Source organism: Delftia sp. Cs1-4 (assembly GCF_000214395.1).
GTDB classification, from domain to species: domain Bacteria; phylum Pseudomonadota; class Gammaproteobacteria; order Burkholderiales; family Burkholderiaceae_C; genus Comamonas; species Comamonas acidovorans.
Genome location: NC_015563.1, coordinates 5003760 through 5024610 on the forward strand (window position 1 = coordinate 5003760; position 20851 = coordinate 5024610).

Sequence of the window (20851 nt, forward strand, 5' to 3'; positions counted from 1 at the left end):
TCACCAGGGCTTGAAATGGGCCAGCAGGCCGTAGGTCAGCGCACCAGCCAAGGTCGGCATGGCAATGCCTCCCCGCACCAGGCGTGCAAGGCAGATGGCCAGCAGCGCCAGGGCGATCACGGCCACCCGCCCCCAGCGGACATCGCTGACCAACAGCCCCCAGGTTGACACCACGAACAGGGCAGCGATGGCGGCGGGCCCGACACCCGCCAGCCACCTCTGCACCTTCCGGGACGCCCGTGCAGAGTGCCCTCTTCGGCGTGCCTGCCACAACGGCAACCAGCGCAGGCCAAAGGTGCCGGCACCGCACAACAGCAAGATCCAGAATGTGTACGACATGGTGATCAGCCCCTATCGGCCGTGGCCGCATGCGCCAGCGCACCGCACAGGATCGCCAGCGCCAGGGCGTGGTAGCCCGGGATGAAGCGAACCAGCACCGCAGCGACCACGGCGGCCGTGAGCACCGCACGCCACCAGCGCAGCACACCCGCCTCCAGCAGCAGCGCAAAGAACAATGCGGGCAGAACGAAGGCCAGCCCCTCGCGGACGGCTGCCGGCCATCGATCCACCTCGCCCACCAGCGTCACCCCCATCACCGTGCCGCCCACCCAGGCCGCGTAGGCGCCAAGTTGCAAGCCCAGAAACCAGTGCTCGCGCTCGGCCTCTGGCACGCCCTGCATCTTGCTCATGGCGGTGGCAAACACCTCGTCGGTCAGGCCAAAGGCCAACCAGGGCGTGGCCAGGCGCTGCCGCGGCCCCAGCACCACCTGCAGGGCCGGGCCATACAGCACATGCCGCGCATTCATCAACAGCACCGTGGGCAAAGCGGTCCACAGCCCGGCTCCCGAAGCCAGCAACGAAATCAGCAGGAACTGGCTGGCTCCGGCATAGACCAGCACGGAAGCCAGCACGGCAATGGATGGAGCAAGACCCGCCTGAACGGCCGCCACGCCAAAGGAGAAAGCAATCGGCAGATAGCCCGTCGCCACGGAGAGGCTGGCCGTCAGGCCGGCCAACATGACACGGCCTCGTGTCATGCCGCTCATGCGCCCCGCCTACGAAACGTCACTACATGAGTGCCACCATCGTACGCTTGGTCACCGCAAGTGGCGTACACGCGTCTGTGCCGAAGCAGTTCCAGGCCGGTGCCTGCGGCCAGTTCCAGAAATCGGCGGACATGGGTCTTGCATTCGACTTCATAGTCGAACCCCGCCACCATGGCCTGCAACTCCAGCCAGAAAAAACGCACATATGCTCCGACCGCGTGGGCAGGCCACTTGTCCAACGATGCCTGTCGGACCTGTGCAAACAAGTCTCGACATAGCCGCACAGCAGCCAATGACTGACCTTGCTCGGCTAAAAAGACCGCTTGACCGAGATATTGCTGAAACGCGCGATACAAGCTGTAGTCCAGATCGTCCATACGGGGGAGATCACAGCATTCCATCGCGGCGGCAACGTGGAGGATGTAGGCACTGTGATGGCGAACCAGCGCGGCATTGCGTGATTCAACATCACGGAACGAGGGCAAAAACTCATCGGCCACAGACAAAACACCTCCAGGCTTGAGCAGCATCCGGGCTTTTTGCAGCATGAAGGCTGTGTTGAAGTGGTGCGACGCCCCCACGGATGTGATCAATTCAGATTGACCATCGGAGAGATTCAACTCCAGGAATCCACCCTGATGTAGAGAAATTCCTTCTCGCCCTTCTACATTGATGCGCAGACACGCATACGCCACAGGATCTGGTTCCACAGCCAGCGCCTTCAAGTCCGGTAAAAGCTCCTGCAGCATCAGCAGAGGAAGACCAGGCCCAGTTCCGATATCCACGGTCTGTCGCGCTGGCGTGAAGTCAACAACATCCTGGGCCATGGCAACGACCTGTCTTGCATACGCAGGATGAAGCAACTCGAATGCGTCGTAGTGCTCGACCTGAATCCGGCTCGAGAACGCACCTGCTTCAGTGGATGGCTCCACAGATACAACAGTCTGTCGATCAAGCAATTTCAAAGTCTTCGGCAGTATCAATTGGCCCGATTTCAAAGCACACTCTCCGCCCAGTGCCTGTAGCACCTTGTGCTCACTGACAAGATCATCCTCAACGAACCTTGACTCGGAGATCAGATCAGCCTCAGCCTCTCGGGCCAGTACCAGCGCTCGGCAACCCAATGCCGTTCGGGCCAAGGGATGATCCGTCTCGGTAAAGGCCTGTGCGAAATACCGAGGCAGAACTACCAGGAAAGGCCCTTCGACATCGACACCCATGAGCACCGACTGCGGCCAGCGATAGCTCGCAGAATCCATCGAAAGCAGTTTGTCCCGCAATAGTGCAAGCGCGGCTGCCGACTGTAGCCGGCAACCTCTAAATCGGAGCATCATGGCGCCAAACCCATTGGCCACTTCGATGAACACACGCGTCAGCATGCATTCCACACCTTCCCATGCAGCAGCGGTGACGGGCCATTCAAGAGCACAGAAAAGGTCAGCGCCTGGCGGTGCCGCCGATGCTGGGTACTCGACGAACACAACGGCCTGCGCTGGCTTTCCCATAGCGCCATAAACATGAGGAACATCAGCGGGAAAAGAATGAACTTCGCCAGAGTTGAGCACCCTGGGAGCCAGCAGGTCTCCGACCAACATGGGACCACTGGTCACAACTACTTTCTCCCTCACGCCTGGGGGATGTGCAGCAGATTGCTTGGTGTGGCCCGCCGCCAAGTGCATGCGGTAGGACTCGATGGAAGAACCACTTTCATCGTCAGTTCGTTCAATAAAACGAACGGCGACCTGGCCGTCGCCGATATGAACCGGACCTAGACTGGTCCCAGACACCAATTGACCAAAGGGCGTATCGAGCGCATTGGCAATCGCCCACAGCGTCTCTATTGTGGGATTACCCTGAGCAGACTCCAGTCCTGACAAGGTGGACTTGGCAATCCCGCAACGTTGGGAAAGCCCTGAAAGAGTCAACCCACGCTGTTCACGCAATTGGCCCATATTTCGGGCTAGAGTGTCGAGAATCTGCATGATCGATCCTGGCTATAAAGAACGAATGTTCAATATAAATCACAAATCGATCAATTGAAAGTTTTCACTATTGGCAACGGGCACTACATAGCCCAGGCGGGGCAGGTTATACCCCGCACACCAGGGGCGTGATGCCCTCGGGCCCGTCATCCTCCAGCGGCTGCGGGGGCTGGGCTGCGGCGAGCTTGCCTTCTTCCACGGTCATGCCGCGCGGCAGGGCCACGCCGTTCTTGGCGGCCAGGACCTCGGCCATGATGCTGACGGCGATTTCGGGAGGCGTCTTGCTGCCTATGTACAGGCCGATGGGGCCGCGCAGGCGCGCCAGTTGCGCGTCGCCCAGGCCGAAGTGCTCGCTCAGGCGCTGCAGGCGCAGCGCGGTGTTGCGGCGCGAGCCGATGGCGCCCACGTAGAAGGCCGGGGATTCCAGGGCTTCCATGAGGGCCAGGTCGTCGAGCTTGGGGTCGTGCGTGAGGCCGATGATGCAGGTGCGCGCATCGGCGCGCATGGTGCGCACAAGGTCGTCGGGCATCTCGCGCGACAGCTGCACGCCGGCCACGCTCCAGTGGCGGCTGTATTCCTCGCGCGGGTCGCAGACGGTGACCGCAAAGCCGTTGAACAGCGCCATGGTGGCCAGGTATTCGGACAGCTGGCCTGCGCCGATGAGCAGCATGCGGTACTCGGGACCGAAGCTGTTGGCGACCTGCTGCCCGGCATGCACCAGCGGCTCGGGCGCGTCGCTGACCTGCTGGGCGACCTGGCCGGTGGCCTTGTCCACGGTGCGCCGCACCATGCGGCCTTCGTCCAGCCATTGGACGAGTTGCTGCAGCGCAGCAGCGTCTGGATTGAATTCGAGCAGCAGCTCCAGCGTGCCGCCGCAGGGCAGGCCGAAGCGGTGGGCCTCGTCGGCGCTGACGCCGTAGCGCAGCAGCCGGGGCGCACCGTCGCGCAGGGCGTCGGCGTCCGAGGCGTGGCTGTAGCGGGCGATCAGGTCGTCCTCGATGCAGCCGCCGGACACGGAGCCCACCACGGCGCCCGAGGCCCCGAGCGCCATGATGGAGCCGATGGGCCGGGGCGACGAGCCCCAGGTACGCACCACCGTGGCCAGCAGCGCGCGCTCGCCCTGAGCGCGCCATTGCGCGAGGTGGCGCAGAACATGAACATCCAGGTTTTCCATTGCAAATCTCCACGCCGGCACCTGGCTTGCCTGTGCAGCTGGGCGCCTGGCGTTTTTCGGCGGCTATTGTGCTGCGCCAGCGCGCATCGTTCAGGGTGGGTGGAAAAAGCCGTGGGTCGGCGCAAGGACTCAGTACCGCGAGAGCAGCCAGCCAGCCCCGAGAACGACGACGATGGCCAGCCCCCAGCACCACAGCGGGATGGCGCGGCGCGAGCGTTCCTCGGCCTCGGTGGCCGGTGCGGCATCCAGCGGCGTGGCCACGCCGGCTGCGGCGTCGTGCTCCCAGGCCTGGGCGTCCACGGTGGGCTCGATGTGGCCGGTTTCATCGGCCAGGCCGGCAGGCAGGTGGGACAGGTCGGCGGTGTCGCCTGCATCGGTAGGCGCTGCCGGCGCGCGCGGGTGGCGCTGCTGCATCAGCGTGTCGAATCGCGCGAAGAAGTCGTCGGCCATGTTGCGGGCGGCGCCGTCGATCAGCCGCTGGCCCAGCTGGGCGATCTTGCCGCCGACCTGGGCCTGCACGCTGTAGCTGAGCAGGCAACGCGGCTGGCCTGCGGCGTCAGCGGGCTCGGGGGTGAGGGTGACGTCGGCCTCGCCCTTGCCGAAGCCGGCCACGCCGCCCTGGCCTTCAAAGGCGATGCGGTAGCGCTCGGGCGGCGTGATGTCGGACAGCGTGACCTTGCCGCTGAACTTGGCCGATACCGGCCCCACCTTGACCGCCATGCCCACGGCGTACTGGTCATCGCCCAGGGGTTCGAAGCGGTCGCAGCCGGCCAGGCAGGCCTTGAGCGTTTCGGGATCGTTGAGCGCCTCCCAGGCCTGCTGCTGGCTGACGGCAAGGGAACGGCTGGCTTGCATTTCCATGGCAATTCCTTTCTGCGATGGGGGTGGCCGCAAGCGGCTCAGCGGCCTGGCGACGCCAGCAGCCGCGCCAGGTGACCGGCCAGCTGCTGCAGCGATTCCAGGTTGTGTACCGCAAGCATGGCATGGGCATGACGATGCAGCACGGCCGCCCCCTGGGCCAGTGGGGCATACCCGTCAAAGCGCAACAGCGGGTTGAGCCACAGCAGCCGCGCGCTGTGGCGGCGCAGCCAGGCCAGTTCGCGGTCCAGCTCGGCGGCATCGCCGGTGTCCAGGCCGTCGCTGATGATGAGCACCAGGGTGCGCCGGCCCACCAGGCCTGAAACCCGGTGGCGCGCATGCAGGCGGCGCAGTTCGCCCAGGCTGCTGCCCAGGCGCGTGCCGCCGCCAAAGTCGGCAATGGCGGCGTTGGCGCGCTCGAGCATGGCGTCGGTATCGGCCTGGGCAAAGGCCGGGCTCAGGTCGCGCAGCTCGGTGCCGAAGCTGAAGACCTGGCGGCGCAGGCCCGCATGGCGCTGCGTGCTGGTGGCCGCGTGCAGAAAGGCCAGCAACAGCCGCGCATAGCGCTCCATGGAGCCCGAGACATCGACCAGGGCCAGCCAGGGCAGCGGCAGGCGCCGCCGTTCGCGCCGCAGCAGCTGCAGCATTTCGCCCCCATGGTGCGATGCCGCACGCAGGCTGGCAGCCCAGTCGGGCACCGCGCCGCGCTGGCCGGTGCGCGTGCGGCGGCTGCGGTAGCGGGGCAAGGGAAGGGCAATGTCCCTGGCCAGGCGCTGCACCAGCAGGTATTCGCTGGCGCTGAGCTGGTTGAAGTCGGCATGGCGCAGGCGGTGGCGCTCGCTGGCCGTCATGGCGGCGTCCAGCTTCAGCTCTTCATCGACGGCGGCCCTGCCCTCGCCTGCCTGGCGGGGCGACAGGGCTTCCTGCACGCGCGGGCGGTGGCGCGGCGCGGACGGCCGGGGCGCCTGCGGCAGCAACTGGGCCAGCAGTTGCCTGGCCACATCGGGATTGCGGAAGTAGGCGTCGAACAGTTCGCGGAACACGGCGCGGTCCTGGGCGTTGCTCACAAATACGGCCTCCAGCGCTGCGGCCATGTCCTCGCGCGCCAGGCCGACCAGGGACAGGGCCTGCTGGGCCAGCGCCATGCGCCCGCCATCCACAGGCACGCCCGCGCGGCGCAGCGCACGCGCAAAGCCGACCAGGTTGCCTGCCAGCTTGCCGCTGCGCGCATCGCCCAGCCAGCTGGTGCGCCCGCCCCCGTCGGCGGCACCGGCGGCACCGGCTGCCCCAGCCGTCACGGCGCGGGCTCCGGCGCCAGCAGTTGCTGCAGCCGCTCAGGCGTGAGCGCGGCCACGTCCTCGCGCTGCTTGAAGAGGATGCCTGCCGTGTCGTGCACGACTTCGGGATCGACCACCAGGGTGTCCAGCGCCACCAGGGCCTTGGCCCATTCCACGCTTTCGGCAATGCCGGGCACCCGCTGGAAGGCATCGGCAAAGGGCTGGCTGCGCAGCCGGCCCACGAAGCTTGCCACCTGGGCGGTCAGGGCCTGCCCGGCCCAGGGCACCAGGGCGCGCACGATGGCCAGCTCGCGCTCGCGCCCGGGATAGTCCAGCCAGTGGTAGAGGCAGCGGCGCTTGACGGCATCGTGCAGGTCGCGCGTGCGGTTGCTGGTGAGCACGGTCACGGGCGGCACGCGTGCCGCCACCGTGCCCAGCTCGGGAATGCTGACCTGGTACTCGCCCAGGTATTCGAGCAGGAAGGCCTCGAAGGGCTCGTCGGCGCGGTCGATCTCGTCGATCAGCAGCACGGCGCCGGGCTCGGGCTGCTGCAGGGCCTGCAGCAGCGGGCGGCTTACCAGGTAGCGCTCCTGGTAGACCTCCTGCTCGGCGCGCTGCAGGCGGTCCCGCTCCGGTGCGGCCGCGGGCTGCGCCGAGGCCAACTCGGCCGCGCGCAGGTGCAGCAGCTGGGCCGCATAGTTCCATTCATACAGCGCCTCGCGCTGCTCCATGCCGTCATAGCACTGCAGCCGGATCAGGCGGCGCGCCAGCACGCGTGCCAGCGCCTGGGCCAGCGCGGTCTTGCCAACGCCGGGCTCGCCCTCCAGCAGCAGCGGCCGCTGCAGCCGCAGGGCCAGGAAGACGGCCGTGGCCAGGCGCCGGTCGGCGAAATAGCCTTCGGCCTGCAGCGCGGCGACCAGGGCGTCTATGGAGGCAATGGCTTGCTCGGAAGGCATCCGCCGTGTCACCCCAGCATCTGCGATACCGCACGCTGCGTCTGCACGCTGATCAACTGCGCCCGGTAGCGCGCGCTGGCATGCAGGTCGCTGTTGAGGTCGGCATGGTCGATCAGCACCTGGGCGGCCGCGTCGGGTGTGAAGCTCTGGTTGAGCGCGGCCTCCAGCCCCGCATGGCGGAACACGCTGAGCCCGGCGCCCGTGATGGCCACGCGCACGCCGCTGTCGGTCTGGGCGACGAAGACGCCCACCAGGGCGAAGCGCGAGGCGGGCTGCTTGAACTTGAGGTAGGCGGCCTTCTTCGGCACGGGAAAGCGCACGGCCGTGATCAGCTCGCCGCTGCCCAGCGCCGTGGTGTACATGCCCTGGAAGAAGTCGTCGGCCGCGATCTCGCGCCGGTCGGTGACGACGGTGGCGCCCAGGCCCAGCACGGCGCTGGGGTAGCAGGCAGCGGGGTCGTTGTTGGCCAGCGAGCCGCCGATGGTGCCGCGCGCACGCACCTGGCGGTCGCCGATGCCGCCGGCCAGCTCGGCCAGGGCCGGGATGGCCGCCTGGACCTGCGGGTTGGCGGCCACGTCGGCATGGCGCGTCATGGCACGGATTTCCACGGTCTGGCCGTTGACGGCGATGCCGGCCAGGCCCTGGACGCGGTTCAGGTCCACGATCTGTTCGGGCCGCGCCAGGCGCAGGCGCATCGATGGCAGCAGGCTCTGGCCGCCGGCCAGGTACTGGCCTCCCTGCGCGGCCAGCGCGGCGGCGTCGGCCGTGGTGCCCGGGGCTTCATAGGTGAATGCGTACATGGCGCTCTCCTCAGGAGGTGGCTGCGGCGTCGATGGCCGACCAGACACGGTGCGGGCTGGCCGGCATGTCCAGGTCCCTGACACCCAGGGGATGCAGTGCGTCGAGCACGGCATTGATGACGGCGGGCGGCGAGCCGATGGCCCCCGCCTCGCCGCAGCCCTTGGTGCCCAGCGGGTTGTGCGTGCAGGGCGTGCAGACGGTGCCGAGCTTGAACTCGGGGAAGTCGTCGGCGCGCGGCATGGCGTAGTCCATGAAGCTGCCGGTGAGCAGCTGGCCGGTCTCGCGGTCGTAGACGCAGTTTTCCAGCAGCGCCTGGCCTATGCCCTGGGCCACGCCGCCGTGCACCTGGCCCTCGACGATCATGGGATTGATGATGGTGCCGAAGTCGTCCACGGCGCTGAAGCGGTCCACGCGCACCACGCCCGTGGCCGGGTCCACCTCGACCTCGCAGATGTAGGTGCCTGCGGGGAAGGTGAAGTTGGTGGGGTCGTAGAAGGCGGTTTCGTTGAGGCCGGGCTCCAGCTTGTCCAGCGGGTAGTTGTGCGGCACATAGGCGGTGAGCGCGATCTGGGCGAAGGGGATCTTCTTGTCCGTGCCACGCACCGTGAACTCGCCGCCCGCGAAGTCGATGTCGGCGTCGCTGGCCTCCATCAGGTGGGCCGCGATCTTCTTGGCCTTGGCCTCGATCTTGTCCAGCGCCTTCATGATGGCCGCGCCGCCCACGCTGATGGAGCGCGAGCCATAGGTGCCCATGCCGAACGGCACACGGCCCGTGTCGCCGTGGACGATGTCCACGTTCTCCACGGGTATTCCCAGGCGCGCGGCCACCACCTGGGCAAAGGTGGTCTCGTGCCCCTGGCCGTGGCTGTGCGAGCCCGTGAACACGGTGACGCTGCCCGTGGGGTGCACGCGCACCTCGCCGCATTCGAACAGGCCTGCCCGCGCGCCCAGGGCGCCCGCGATGTTGCTGGGCGCCAGGCCGCAGGCTTCGATGTAGCTGCTGTAGCCCAGGCCGCGCCTGAGGCCCCGCGCCTCGCTGTCGGCACGGCGCGCGGCAAAGCCGGCCACGTCGGCCAGGGCCTCGGCCTTGTCCATGCAGGCGCCATAGTCGCCCACGTCGTACTGCAGGGCCACGGGCGTCTGGTAGGGGAAGCTGGTGACGAAGTTGCGCCGCCGTATCTCGGCCTGGGACAGGTTCAGCTGCCAGGCGCAGCGGCTGACCAGGCGCTCCAGCAGGTAGGTGGCCTCGGGCCGGCCCGCGCCCCGGTAGGCATCGACGGGCGCGGTGTGGGTGAACCAGGCATCGACTTCCACATAGACCTGGGGCGTGGCGTACTGGCCGGCCAGCAAGGTGGCATAGAGGATGGTGGGCACGGCGCTGGCGAAGGTGCTCAGGTAGGCGCCCAGGTTGGCATCCGTGTGCACGCGCATGGCCAGGAACTTGCCGCTGGCGTCCATGGCCATCTCGGCATGGCTGACGTGGTCGCGGCCATGTGCGTCGGTGAGGAAGGACTCGCTGCGGTCGGCCGTCCACTTGATGTTGCGGTTGAGCTTTCGCGCACCCCAGGTCAGGCAGACATCCTCGGCATACAGGAAGATCTTGGAGCCGAAGCCGCCGCCCACGTCGGGCGCGATCACGCGCACCTTGTGCTCGGGCAGGCCCATGACGAAGGCCGTCATCAGCAGCCGCTCGACGTGCGGGTTCTGGTTGGCCACGTACAGCGTGTACTCGTCATTGGCGCGGCTGTAGCTGCCGATGGCCGCGCGCGGCTCCATGGCGTTGGGAATCAGCCGGTTGTTGACCAGGTCCAGCTGGGCGATGTGGGCGGCGCCCGCAAACACGGCATCCACGGCGGCCTTGTCGCCGATGGCCCATTTGTAGCAGTGGTTGTCGGGGGCGATGTCATGCACCACCGCGCCGGGCACGCTGCCGGCCGCCGCGTCGGCCACCAGCACCACGGCGGGCAGCGGGTCGTAGTCCACCTCCACCAGCTCGGCCGCGTCGCGCGCCTGCTCAAGCGTCTCGGCCACGACCATGGCGACCTGGTCGCCCACGTAGCGCACGGTGTCCAGCGCCAGGATGGGATGCGGCGGCTCCTTCATGGGCTCGCCGTTGGTGCTGGTGATCAGCCAGCCGCAGGGCAGGCCGTTGATCTTGTCGGCCGCCACGTCGGCGCCCGTGAGCACGCCGATGACGCCGGGCGCGGCCTTGGCCGCATCGGTGGAAACGGAGCGCACACGCGCATGCGCGTGCGGCGAGCGCACGAACACCGCATGGGCCTGGGCGGCCAGCGCGATGTCGTCGGTGTACTGGCCCGCGCCCGTGAGGAAGCGGTAGTCCTCCTTGCGCTTGACGGGCTCGCCGATGTGGGGGAGCTTGGAAAAGTCGGATGCACCCATGGCTGTCTCCTTGTGGTGACCTGCGGCGCTCAGGCCGCAGGCCCTGCCATGGCCTGGCTGCCCTTTTTCACGGCGGCCACGATGTTCTGGTAGCCCGTGCAGCGGCACAGGTTGCCCTCCAGCGCCTCGCGGATCTCGCGATCGCCCGCGCACGGCTGGCGCTGGCACAGGTCCACGGCGCTCATGACCATGCCCGGCGTGCAAAAGCCGCATTGCAGGCCGTGGCACTCCTTGAAGGCCGCCTGCATGGGGTGCAGGCCGCCGTCGATATCCGCCAGCCCTTCGATGGTGCGCACCTCGCAGCCCTCGGCCTGCACGGCCAGCATGGCGCAGGACTTGACGGCGTGGCCGTCGACGATGACGGTGCAGGCCCCGCACTGGCTGGTGTCGCAGCCCACATGCGTGCCGGTCAGGCGCAGGTGCTCGCGCAGCGCATGCACGAGCAAGGTGTTGGGCGGAACGTCGATGCGCTGCGCGCGCCCGTTGACGGTGAGCTGGACATTCATCGTGCTGTCTCCTGCCTGTGATCGGCGGTGATCTGGAACGTGGGGGAACGCCGGAAACCTCGCCTGCCATGGTCGCCCTGCCCGCAGGCGCCCGTTCTAGGGTTGACCCGCAAGCCCGGGCCGGGCGGCGCGGATATTCTCAAAATGACACAGTTGCCAGCGAAGCCTCCGCCATCAGCGGCCGGGTCTTCGCCTGCGCCCGCTTGTGCACCCGCTTCTGCACCCGCCTGCCAGCCCGTTCGCAATCCCTTGCCAGCCAGCCACAGGAGTCCCCGCCCCATGTTCGCCCTGAGCCCCGACGCCGCGCAGCCCTGCCCCGCCGATCCGCGCCACCAGCAGGTCGCCCGGGCCCGCAGCCTGGTTTTCGGCGATCAGGCGCTGGCCGGTTCACCGCCCGGCATCGCACCCTGGCTGTGGCGCTCCTGGCAGCGCTGCCTGGCGGCAGGCCGCCGCCCGGACGAGCGCGTGGTCTACGAAGCATTGGGGCCGCATGCGCTGCGCCAGACCCGTGATGGCCATGAGATGCTGCTGCAGGCCGCGCGCCCCGTGATGGCCCAGCTGGTGGGCGCCGTGGGCGCCATGCACTACTTCAGCCTGCTGACCGATGCACGCGGCACGGTGCTGGAGGTGCAGGGGCCGCTGGAGCGCAGCGACATCCGCGTGCAGGCCATCGCCCGCGTGGGCGTGGACCTGTCCGAGCAGGGCGTGGGCACCACGGCCATTGGCGCGGCCCTGGCCGAGCACAGCCCCGTCTGGCTGCACCGGGCAGAGCATTTCTTCGAGGCCAACCGCCACTACAGCTGCGCAGGTGCGCCGCTGTCCGGCCCGGACGGGAGCTGCCTGGGCATGCTGGACATCACGGGCGTGGACGTGCCGGAGCGGCCCGAACTCATGCACCTGGCGCTGCGCTGCGCCCGCGCCATCGAGGACCGGCTGCTGCGCGCCCTGCCCCATGCCCTGCTGCTGCACCTGAACTGGCCCGGCGGGCCGCTGGGCCAGGAGGGCGAAGGCCTGCTGGCCGTGGACGCCGAAGGGCATGTGGCGGGCAGCAATACCCTGGCCCGCCAGCTCGTGCCGCAGCCACTGTCGCTGCCGGGCCAGCCGCTGCACTGCAGCGAACTGCTGGCCATGCCCTGGACGGCGCTGGTGGACCATGCGCGCCAGCGCCCCAACGAGCCGCTGCGCCTGCCGCTGTGGTCGGGCCTGCGGCTGCAGGCCCTGGTGCAGCCCGGCCCCCAGCTGCGCCAGCTGCTGCCTGCGCTGGGCACGGCAGCGCTGGCCACCGCCGCCCAGCCCAGCCCGCTGCGCGCCAGCGAGGGCGTGCTGATCGAGCAGGCCCTGCAGGACGCCCAGGGCAATGTGACCCGCGCCGCCCGCGCGCTGGGCATCAGCCGCGCCACGCTGTACCGCAAACTGGGGGCCCGCAAGCCGGTTTCGCCGCCCTGAAGGCCGGTGTACTGGGGTTCCTACCGATTTCTTAGGGGGTGGATACGGCCGCGAACCCTGGCGGGTCTTCGTAAAATCCAGGCTTTCCGGTCCAGGCGCCGACAAGAGCGCAGCGCACAGGCCTACAGGCCGCCGCTTGAAGGACCCCACAGCCTATCCTTTGGAGACACCATGCAGGCTCTATGCACAACACCCCAGTCCCACGGCGCAAGCCAGGCACCGGCACGCCCGGCACGTTCCACCGCTCCCGCGGGCGCAAGCCTCTCCATCTAGCCATCGGCCCCAGCGGGCCTATTTTTTTGTTCATACAAGGAGAGCAAGCGTGTCAGGACTCCTCAAATTCGCCATGGGCATGGACTGGGTATCCACCAAACTCAGCAAGGTCGCGGGCTGGGCCGTGCTCGCTGCCGCACTGATCTCCGCAGGCAATGCGGTCACGCGCTACGGGCTGGACATGAGCTCCAACGCCTGGCTGGAGATCCAGTGGTACCTGTTCGGCACCACGGTGATGCTGGGCGCGCCGCTGGTGCTCAAGCTCAACGAGCATGTGCGCGTGGACATCATCTACGGCAAGCTGCGCGGCAAGGGGCCGGTCTTCGTGGACCTGTTCGGCCTGATCTTCTTCCTGCTGCCGGTGATGGGCCTGCTCACCTGGCTGACCTGGCCCTTCTTCTGGAACATGTTCGTGACCAAGGAGATGTCCGGAAACATCGGCGGTCTGATCCGCTGGCCCGCCGGCCTGCTGCTACCCCTGGGCTTTGGCGCCATGTTCCTGCAGGGCGTGGCCGAGATCATCAAGCGCGTTGCCTATCTCAACGGCAGCTACGCGATGACGACGCACTACGAGAAGCCGGTTCAGTAACCCCGGCCCCGCTCCCACCGACTTCTCCAGGACGACACCAGAATGCACATGGAAAACTTTGCCCCGATCATGTTCACGGGGCTGATCGTGATCATGCTGATCGGCTTCCCCGTCGCGTTTTCGCTCGCGGCGCTGGGCCTGTTCAGCGGCTTCTTCGCCATCGAAATGGGTTGGTTCCCCGCCAACTTCATGTCCACCCTGCCGATCAACATGTTCGGCATCCTCTCCAATGACCTGCTGCTGGCCATCCCCTTCTTCACACTGATGGGCGCGGTGCTGGAGAAATGCGGCCTGGCCGAGGACATGCTCGACTCCATGGGCCAGCTGTTCGGCCCCGTGCGCGGCGGCCTGGGCTACTCGGTCATCATCGTGGGCTTCATCCTGGGCGCCATCACGGGCACCGTGGCCGGCCAGGTGATCGCCATGGCCATGATCTCGCTGCCGGTGATGATGCGCTATGGCTACAACATGCGCTACGCAACGGGCGTGCTGGCGGCCTCGGGCACCATCACGCAGCTGGTGCCGCCCTCGCTGGTGCTGATCGTCATGGCCGACCAGCTCGGCCGCTCGGTGGGTGACATGTACAAGGGCGCCTGGGGCCCGGCCATCCTGCAGGTGCTGATCTTCGCCATCTACACCTTCATCCTGGGCCGCATCCGCCCCGAGTACGTGCCCGGCCTGCCCCGCACGGCACGCACGCTGCACGGCTGGGCGCTGTGGGGCAAGTGCCTGCGCGGCATCATTCCCTCGGCCATCCTGATCTTTGCGGTGCTGGGCTCCATGGGCGGCCTGCCCTTCATGGACCATGCCATCGCCACGCCCACCGAAGCCGGCGCCATGGGCGCTGTGGGCTCGTTGATCCTGGCGGCCATCCACAAGCGCCTGAACTGGCAGCTGCTCAAGGAGGCCATGGACGGCACCATGCGCCTGACGGCCATGGTGGTCTTCATCCTGATCGGCTCGCGCGTGTTCTCGCTGGTGTTCCAGGGCGTGGACGGCGCCATCTGGATCGAGCACATGCTCACCGACCTGCCGGGCGGCCAGATCGGCTTCCTGATCGTGGTGAACATCTTCATCTTCTTCCTGGCGTTCTTCCTGGACTTCTTCGAGATCGCCTTCATCATCTTGCCCCTGCTGGGCCCGGTGGCGCACAAGCTGGGGATCGATCTGGTCTGGTTCGGCGTGCTGCTGTGCGTGAACATGCAGACCTCGTTCATGCACCCGCCCTTCGGCTTTGCGCTGTTCTACCTGCGCGGCATCTCGGACACGCTGTTCAAGGAAAAGCGCATTGACCGGCCCGTCAAGTCCAGCGACATCTACATGGGCTCCATTCCCTGGGTGGTGATGCAGCTGATCCTGGTGGCCATCGTGATCTTCTTCCCGCAGACCGTGACCGTCTTCCTCGACAAGGAGGTGGTCGTGGACCTGGACAAGGTCCAGCTGGAGATGCCGGCCGACATGCAGCCGCAGGGCGGCAGCATCGACCTGGACAATCCGTTCGGCGCGTCCGCAGATACACCGCCCGCCGATACGCCACCCGCTGACACGCCCGCAGCGCCCGATGCTGCACCGGCTCCGGCTGAACCGGCAGCGCCCGCGCAATGACGCAGGAGCCGTCCACTGCGGCGCTGGAAAGCGCCGCCTACCCTCCGCTGGTGCGCGTGATGGCCGTGGCCATCGTGCTTGCACTGGCGGCCTTCGCTGCCTGGTCGGCGCCCGCATTGAGCGATGCGCAATGGTCGTTCGCCAGCCTGAGCACCTATGCGCTGGCCGCCGTGCTCATCGCCTGGGTGGGCTGGTGGATGGTCTTCAGCCGCACCCGATACCAGGACGGCGAGCTGACCCAGACCTGGCTCTGGGACAAGCGCGTGCAGGCGCGCGAGGTGGCCACCTTCAAGATCGTGCACTGGCCCTGGCTGCAGGGCTTGGTGGCGCCGCGCATGCTGGTGCGAAGGCGCAACGGCTCCATCGCCTGGATGCATTCGGCCGACCCGCGCCTGCTGGTCGCCTTCGGCGAAGCCGTAGTGCAGCAAGGCATGCAGCCCGCAGCGGCACAAACCTGAAGCCGCGCCAAAGAAAAAGCCCCGCTGGTATTGCGCCAGCGGGGCTTTTTTGTCGCGCAGCAGGCCTTGCGGCCTGCCTGCGCTCACAGCTTCTGTTGCTGCATGAAGCGGTCGAAGGTGCCTTCGGTGAAGCGGAACCAGGCGTTCTGGTCGGCCAGGAACTTGGCGTAGTCGGTGTAGACCTTCTTCCACTCGGGATTGGTGTTGTTCAGGTCGGCATAGATCTGCTGGGCCGACTTGAAGGCGGCCGTCATCACGTCCTGCGTGAACGGGCGCAGCTTGGTGCCCGAGCCCACCAGCTGCTTGATGGCAACGGGGTTCTTGGCGTCGTACTTGGCCAGCATGGTCACGTGGGCGTGCGAGGCGGCAGCCTCCACCACGGCCTTGTATTCGGCCGGCAGGCCTTCCCAGGCCTTGGTGTTGATGTAGAAGTCCAGCTGCGGACCGCCTTCCCACCAGCCGGGGTAGTAGTAGAAGGGCGCGACCTTGTTGAAGCCCAGCTTCTGGTCGTCATAGGGACCCACCCATTCCAGCGCGTCGATCGTGCCCTTTTCCAGCGCGGGATAGAGGTCGGCGCCGGGGATGGACTGGGGGATCACACCGAAGGGCTCCAGCACCTTGCCCGCAAACGGGTTGGTGCGGAACTTCAGGCCCTTGAGGTCGGCGACCGACTTGATTTCCTTGCGGAACCAGCCGCCCATCTGCGCGCCCGTGTTGCCGCCGGGCAGGTTGATGATGTTGTACTTGGCGTAGAACTCGCGCATGAGCTTGAGGCCGTTGCCCTCGTACATCCATGCGTTCATCTGGCGGGCGTTCAGGCCGAAGGGAACAGCGCAGCCCAGGCAGAAGGTAGGGTCCTTGCCGTAGAAGTAGTAGGGAGCGGTGTGGGCCATTTCCACGGCCGCGCTCTGCACGCCGTCCACCACGCCGAAGGCCGGCATCAGTTCGCCGCCTGCGTGCACCGAGATCTGGAACTTGCCGCTGGTGGCTTCACTGACCTTCTTGGAGAAGACTTCCGCCGTGCCGTAGATGGTGTCCAGGGACTTGGGGAAGCTCGATGCCAGGCGCCAGCGGATCGCCGCTTGCGCATGCACGGCGGGGGCTGCACCAGCAGCCAGGATGCCGGCGATACCGGCGTTTTTGAGGATGGAACGACGATCCACTTCACTCTCCTTGATGAACGGAATTTCTGGGCGGGCTGCCAATCTGTGTCAGCTTGTATGACCGCCTGAAAATGTACATGAGGAGAGGGCAGGCACCGCCCCCAAATGGGCTGTGCCTTCTAGGAACTTCTACCTACGAAACGCCCGCAACTCTCGCGCTCACAGCCGCACCACGCTCATGTAGCTGCTGTAGCGGAATTCGGAAAAACGGTCCCACAGCAGCTGGTCGCGCTGGAAGCTGCGCAGGCTGTGGTGGATCTTCTTGAACTGGGGTGACTTGGCGTCGTTCTCGGCCAGCACTTCCATGGAGGCCTTGAAGCCCGCATCCATGAAATCCTTGGGAAAGGCGCGCAGTTGGACCTTGTCGCCCAGCAGCTTCTTGAGGGCCCCAGGATTCAGCGCCACATAGCGCGAGGTCATCTCGCGCGCGGCCACGGCGGCAGCGGCATCGACCATGGCGCGGAACTCGGGCAGCAGCGACGCATAGGCCTTGGTGCTGATGAAGAAGGACAGCTCGGCGCCACCCTCCCACCAGCCCGGGTAGTAGTAGTAGGGGGCGACCTTGCTGAAGCCCAGCTTCTGGTCATCGTAGGGGCCGACGAATTCGGCCGCGTCCAGTGTGCCCTTCTCCAGTGCCTGGTAGGTGTCGCCCACGGGAATGTTGTGGGCGACCACGCCCAGCTTGTGCATGGTGTCGCCAAACAGGCCGCCGCCTAGGCGCATGCGCAGGCCCTTGAGATCGGACAGGGTCTTGATCTCCTTGCGGAACCAGCCGCCCATCTGCGTGCCGGTGTTGCCCGCGCTCAGGCTCTTGATGCCGTACTGGGCATAGAAGTCGTCCATGAGCTTGCGGCCGCCGCCGTGCTCCATCCAGGCGTCCATCTGGCGCGCGGTCAGGCCGAAGGGAATGGCGCAGCCCAGCGCGAAGATGTAGTCCTTGTCGGTGAAGTAGTAGGGTGCCGTCAGCGCCATCTCCACGGTGCCGTTCTGTATGCCATCGACGACGCCGAAGGCCGGCATCAGCTCGCCGGCCGGGTGCACGCTGACCTCGAACCGCCCGGCAGACAAGGCCTTGAGCGTGCGCGCAAAGGTCTCGGCCGAGCCCAGGATGGTGTCCAGCGACTTGGGAAAGCTCGCAGCCAGCCGCCAGCGCACCGTGCCTGCCGCCGCATCCTGCGCGTGGACTGCGGGTGCGGCCGCCGCTGCCAGCACGCCGGCCATGCCTGCATGTTTGATGAGTGAGCGACGGTCCATGGATGGCTCTCCCTGATGGCCTTTTTCAGCAAAAAAAACGCACGTCTGCACGTGCGTTCGCTACTGTAGCAGGCGCCAGCCCTGCCAACGGTCCCGCAGCGCGCCTGAAGAGGCTCCCGCAGGCCGCCCGGCGCCAGCTGGCGCGGCCTGCGGCGCATCTGACGGAAAGCTTGCGGGGCGCCAGCCCTGCTCAGGCCACGGCGCGCTCGGGTGCCAGATGGGCGCGGACCGAGGCCTCGATGCCCGCCGCATCCAGGCCCTGCAGGGCCAGCAGCTTGGCGGGATCGCCGTGCTCGATGAACTCGTCGGGCAGGCCCAGTTGCAGCAGCTGGCGCGTGATGCCGGCGGCCTGCAGCGACTCGGCCACGGCGCTGCCTGCGCCGCCCATGATGCAGCCCTCTTCCACGGTGACGATGAGCTCGTGCGTGGAGGCCACCTGGCGCAGCAGTTCCTCGTCCAGCGGCTTGGCCCAGCGCATGTTGACCACGGTGGCGTCCAGCGCCTCGGCCGCGGCCAGGGCCGGGTACAGCAGGGTGCCGAAGGCCAGGATGGCGACCTGCTTCTTGGCAGACTCGCGGCGCACCTCGCCCTTGCCGAAGGGCAGGCCCTCCAGGCTCTCCAGCGGCGCCACACCCACGCCCGCGCCACGCGGGTAGCGCACGGCCACGGGATGGTCCTGCTCGTAGGCGGTGGTGAGCAGTTGGCGGCACTCGCGCTCGTCGGCCGGGCAGGCCATGCTCATGTGCGGAATGCAGCGCACGAAGGCGATGTCATACGCACCTGCGTGCGTGGCGCCATCAGCGCCGACCAGGCCCGCGCGGTCCAGCGCAAAGACCACGGGCAGCTTTTGCAGCGCCACGTCGTGGATCAACTGGTCGTAGCCGCGCTGCAGGAAGGTCGAATAGATGGCGACCACGGGCTTGAGGCCCTCGCAGGCCATGCCTGCGGCAAAGGTGACCGCATGCTGCTCGGCGATGCCCACGTCGTAGTAGCGGCCCGGAAAGCGCCTGTGGAATTCCACCATGCCCGAGCCCTCGCGCATGGCGGGGGTGATGCCCACCAGGCGCTGGTCCTTGTCCGCCATGTCGCACAGCCAATGGCCGAAGACCTGGGTGAAGGTCTGCTTCGGGGGCGTGGCCGGCTTGACCAGGCCCACGCTGGGATCGAACTTGCCGGGGCCGTGGTAGGCCACGGGATCGGCCTCGGCCAGCTTGTAGCCCTGGCCCTTCTTGGTGACCACATGCAGGAACTGCGGGCCCTTGAGGCTCTTGATGTTCTCCAGCGTGGGGATCAGCGAATCGAGGTCATGCCCGTCGATGGGGCCGATGTAGTTGAAGCCGAAGTTCTCGAACAGCGTGGCCGGCACGACCATGCCCTTGGCCTGCTGCTCCAGCCGCTTGGCCAGCTCCAGCAGCGGAGGCACCTGCTTGAGCACGCTCTTGCCCATGTCGCGCGCCTTGGCGTAGAACTGCCCGCTCATGAGCTGGGCCAGGTAGCGGTTGAGCGCGCCCACGGGCGGGCTGATGCTCATGTCGTTGTCGTTGAGGATGACCAGCAGGTTGGCATCGGTCACGCCGGCGTTGTTCAGCGCCTCGAAAGCCATGCCAGCCGTCATGGCGCCGTCGCCGATGACGGCGATGGCGCGGCGGTCCTCGCCCTTTTGCTTGGCAGCCAGGGCCATGCCCAGGGCGGCCGAGATGCTGGTGGAGGAGTGCGCCGTGCCGAAGGTGTCGTACGGGCTCTCGGCGCGCTGCGGAAAGCCCGACAGGCCGCCGAACTGGCGCAGCGAGGCCATGCGCTCGCGCCGGCCCGTGAGGATCTTGTGCGGATAGGTCTGGTGGCCCACGTCCCAGACCACGCGGTCGTAGGGCGTGTCGAACACCGCATGCAGCGCCACCGTCAGCTCCACCGTCCCCAGGTTGGAACTCAGATGCCCGCCGGTCTTGGAGACGCTGTCGAGCACATAGGCACGCAGTTGCTGGGCCAGGGTCTTGAGTTCGGCACGCGACAGACGCCTCAGATCCGAGGGATCGTCGATGGTCTGCAGCAGGGAGTAGGTGTTCGTGGTCATGCTAGGTATCTTGGAGCGGCAAGGCCGCGGTCCGTATTGTCAGTGAGTGCGGCTCACGACCATGTCGGCCAGTGCCGCCAGGGCCCGCGTGTCCGGCAGGCCGCTGCGCGCAAGCGCCGCGTGCGCCAGGGCGCACAGCTCGTCGGCATGGGCGCGGGCCTGGTCCAGGCCCAGCAGCGAGACGTAGGTCGGCTTGTCGTTGGCCGCGTCCTTGCCGGCCGTCTTGCCCAGGGTGGCCGAGTCGGCCACCACGTCGAGGATGTCATCCACCACCTGGAAGGCCACGCCCAGCGCCTGCCCGTAGTCGGACAGCGCCTGCCAGGCCTGGGCATCCACGCCCTCCTTGCAGGCCGCTCCCATGAGCACGCTGGCATGCAGCAGAGCGCCGGTCTTGAGGCGGTGCATCTCGCGCAGTTGGGCCTCGCTCAGTTGCAGGCCCACGCTGGCCAGGTCGATGGCCTGGCCACCGGCCATGCCCTGCGCGCCTGCGGCACGGCCCAGCAGCCGGCACAGCCGCGCCTGCAGGGCGTCCGGCATGCTGCCGGCCTGATCGGGCTCGGGAACGAGCAGCTCGAAGGCCAGCGCCTGCAGCGCATCGCCAGCCAGCAAGGCCGAGGCTTCGCCGAACTGCACATGCACCGTGGGCTTTCCACGGCGCAGCACGTCGTTGTCCATGCAGGGCATGTCGTCGTGCACCAGCGAATAGGCATGGATCAGCTCCACCGCGCAGCCGGCACGCACGGCGGCGGGCTGCAGGCCATCGACGGCCTCGGCGGCGGCCCAGACCAGCAGCGGGCGCAGGCGCTTGCCGCCATCGAGCACGGCGTAGCGCATGGCCTCGCCCAGGCCCGCAGGCGCATCCACGCCCACCCATTGCGACAGCGCGCTTTCGGTACGCGCCAGGCGATCGGTCATCCAGCAGGGGAAATCCAGCGCGCCGGGGCCGGCCGGCTGGGAAACATCGGAAGCGCAAGTCATCACGGCACTCATGG

At 67.4% G+C, this 20851-nt stretch carries 18 protein-coding genes; 4 read left to right on the forward strand and 14 right to left on the reverse strand.

Translation table 11 applies throughout. The features are described from left to right. From DELCS14_RS21885 to DELCS14_RS21930, 10 genes are all read right to left on the reverse strand, one after another. Positions 1-339 (reverse strand): AzlD domain-containing protein, encoded by a 339-nt coding sequence (locus tag DELCS14_RS21885; RefSeq protein WP_013803606.1) that lies wholly within the window; start codon positions 337-339, stop codon positions 1-3. A gap of 5 nt (positions 340-344) precedes the next feature. After that, entirely contained in the window at positions 345-1037 is a 693-nt protein-coding gene (locus tag DELCS14_RS21890; protein ID WP_043796428.1) for an AzlC family ABC transporter permease, read from the reverse strand. Positions 1038-1042: 5 nt separating this feature from the next. Continuing rightward, positions 1043-3028 (reverse strand): helix-turn-helix domain-containing protein, encoded by a 1986-nt coding sequence (locus DELCS14_RS21895; protein WP_013803608.1) that lies wholly within the window; start codon positions 3026-3028, stop codon positions 1043-1045. Between the two features lie 106 nt (positions 3029-3134). Then, positions 3135-4202: an XdhC family protein gene (locus DELCS14_RS21900; RefSeq protein WP_013803609.1), complete on the reverse strand. Its 1068-nt coding sequence runs from the start codon at positions 4200-4202 to the stop codon at positions 3135-3137. A 129-nt stretch (positions 4203-4331) separates the two neighbouring features. Continuing rightward, positions 4332-5063 carry a carbon monoxide dehydrogenase subunit G gene (locus DELCS14_RS21905; RefSeq protein WP_013803610.1) on the reverse strand — a complete coding sequence of 244 codons (732 nt, stop codon included), beginning with the start codon at positions 5061-5063 and terminating at the stop codon, positions 4332-4334. Positions 5064-5101: 38 nt separating this feature from the next. Next, on the reverse strand, positions 5102-6358 hold the full coding sequence (locus DELCS14_RS21910; RefSeq protein WP_013803611.1) for a VWA domain-containing protein: 1257 nt from the start codon (positions 6356-6358) through the stop codon (positions 5102-5104). Further along, a complete protein-coding gene (locus DELCS14_RS21915; protein ID WP_013803612.1) occupies positions 6355-7293 on the reverse strand; it encodes a MoxR family ATPase in 939 nt (312 codons plus the stop codon). Before DELCS14_RS21915 ends, DELCS14_RS21910 begins: the two co-directional genes overlap by 4 nt. Positions 7294-7301: 8 nt before the next feature. Next, positions 7302-8093, reverse strand: a complete 792-nt coding sequence (locus DELCS14_RS21920) for a xanthine dehydrogenase family protein subunit M (RefSeq protein ID WP_013803613.1) — start codon at positions 8091-8093, stop codon at positions 7302-7304. Positions 8094-8103: 10 nt separating this feature from the next. Further along, positions 8104-10494 carry a xanthine dehydrogenase family protein molybdopterin-binding subunit gene (locus DELCS14_RS21925; RefSeq protein WP_013803614.1) on the reverse strand — a complete coding sequence of 797 codons (2391 nt, stop codon included), beginning with the start codon at positions 10492-10494 and terminating at the stop codon, positions 8104-8106. 29 nt (positions 10495-10523) lie between these two features. Continuing rightward, on the reverse strand, positions 10524-11000 hold the full coding sequence (locus DELCS14_RS21930) for a (2Fe-2S)-binding protein (protein ID WP_013803615.1): 477 nt from the start codon (positions 10998-11000) through the stop codon (positions 10524-10526). Positions 11001-11279: 279 nt separating this feature from the next. Between DELCS14_RS21930 and DELCS14_RS21935 the strand changes: the two genes are divergently transcribed. The 4 genes from DELCS14_RS21935 (at position 11280) to DELCS14_RS21950 (ending at position 15371) form a co-directional block, all read left to right on the forward strand. Then, positions 11280-12446: a helix-turn-helix domain-containing protein gene (locus DELCS14_RS21935; RefSeq protein ID WP_013803616.1), complete on the forward strand. Its 1167-nt coding sequence runs from the start codon at positions 11280-11282 to the stop codon at positions 12444-12446. Between the two features lie 322 nt (positions 12447-12768). Then, the gene (locus tag DELCS14_RS21940) at positions 12769-13308 is read left to right on the forward strand and encodes a TRAP transporter small permease subunit (RefSeq protein WP_013803617.1); all 540 of its coding nucleotides are present in this window, start codon (positions 12769-12771) and stop codon (positions 13306-13308) included. 42 nt (positions 13309-13350) lie between these two features. Then, positions 13351-14913, forward strand: coding sequence for a TRAP transporter large permease subunit (locus DELCS14_RS21945; protein WP_013803618.1), 1563 nt, complete (start codon positions 13351-13353; stop codon positions 14911-14913). Beyond that, entirely contained in the window at positions 14910-15371 is a 462-nt protein-coding gene (locus DELCS14_RS21950; protein WP_013803619.1) for a hypothetical protein, read from the forward strand. The genes DELCS14_RS21945 and DELCS14_RS21950 overlap by 4 nt, the downstream gene beginning before the upstream one ends. Positions 15372-15454: 83 nt before the next feature. Here the strand turns inward: DELCS14_RS21950 and DELCS14_RS21955 are convergent, their stop codons facing one another. The 4 genes from DELCS14_RS21955 to DELCS14_RS21970 all read right to left on the reverse strand — a co-directional run bounded on the left by DELCS14_RS21955 (position 15455) and on the right by DELCS14_RS21970 (position 20849). Continuing rightward, complete coding sequence (locus DELCS14_RS21955; protein ID WP_013803620.1) at positions 15455-16534, reverse strand: TRAP transporter substrate-binding protein; 1080 nt, start codon at positions 16532-16534, stop codon at positions 15455-15457. A gap of 159 nt (positions 16535-16693) precedes the next feature. Beyond that, the gene (gene dctP / locus DELCS14_RS21960; RefSeq protein ID WP_013803621.1) at positions 16694-17788 is read right to left on the reverse strand and encodes a TRAP transporter substrate-binding protein DctP; all 1095 of its coding nucleotides are present in this window, start codon (positions 17786-17788) and stop codon (positions 16694-16696) included. A 190-nt stretch (positions 17789-17978) separates the two neighbouring features. Then, positions 17979-19859: a 1-deoxy-D-xylulose-5-phosphate synthase gene (gene dxs, locus DELCS14_RS21965; RefSeq protein WP_013803622.1), complete on the reverse strand. Its 1881-nt coding sequence runs from the start codon at positions 19857-19859 to the stop codon at positions 17979-17981. Positions 19860-19898: 39 nt separating this feature from the next. After that, positions 19899-20849: a polyprenyl synthetase family protein gene (locus DELCS14_RS21970; RefSeq protein WP_012204164.1), complete on the reverse strand. Its 951-nt coding sequence runs from the start codon at positions 20847-20849 to the stop codon at positions 19899-19901. Positions 20850-20851 lie beyond the last annotated feature (2 nt).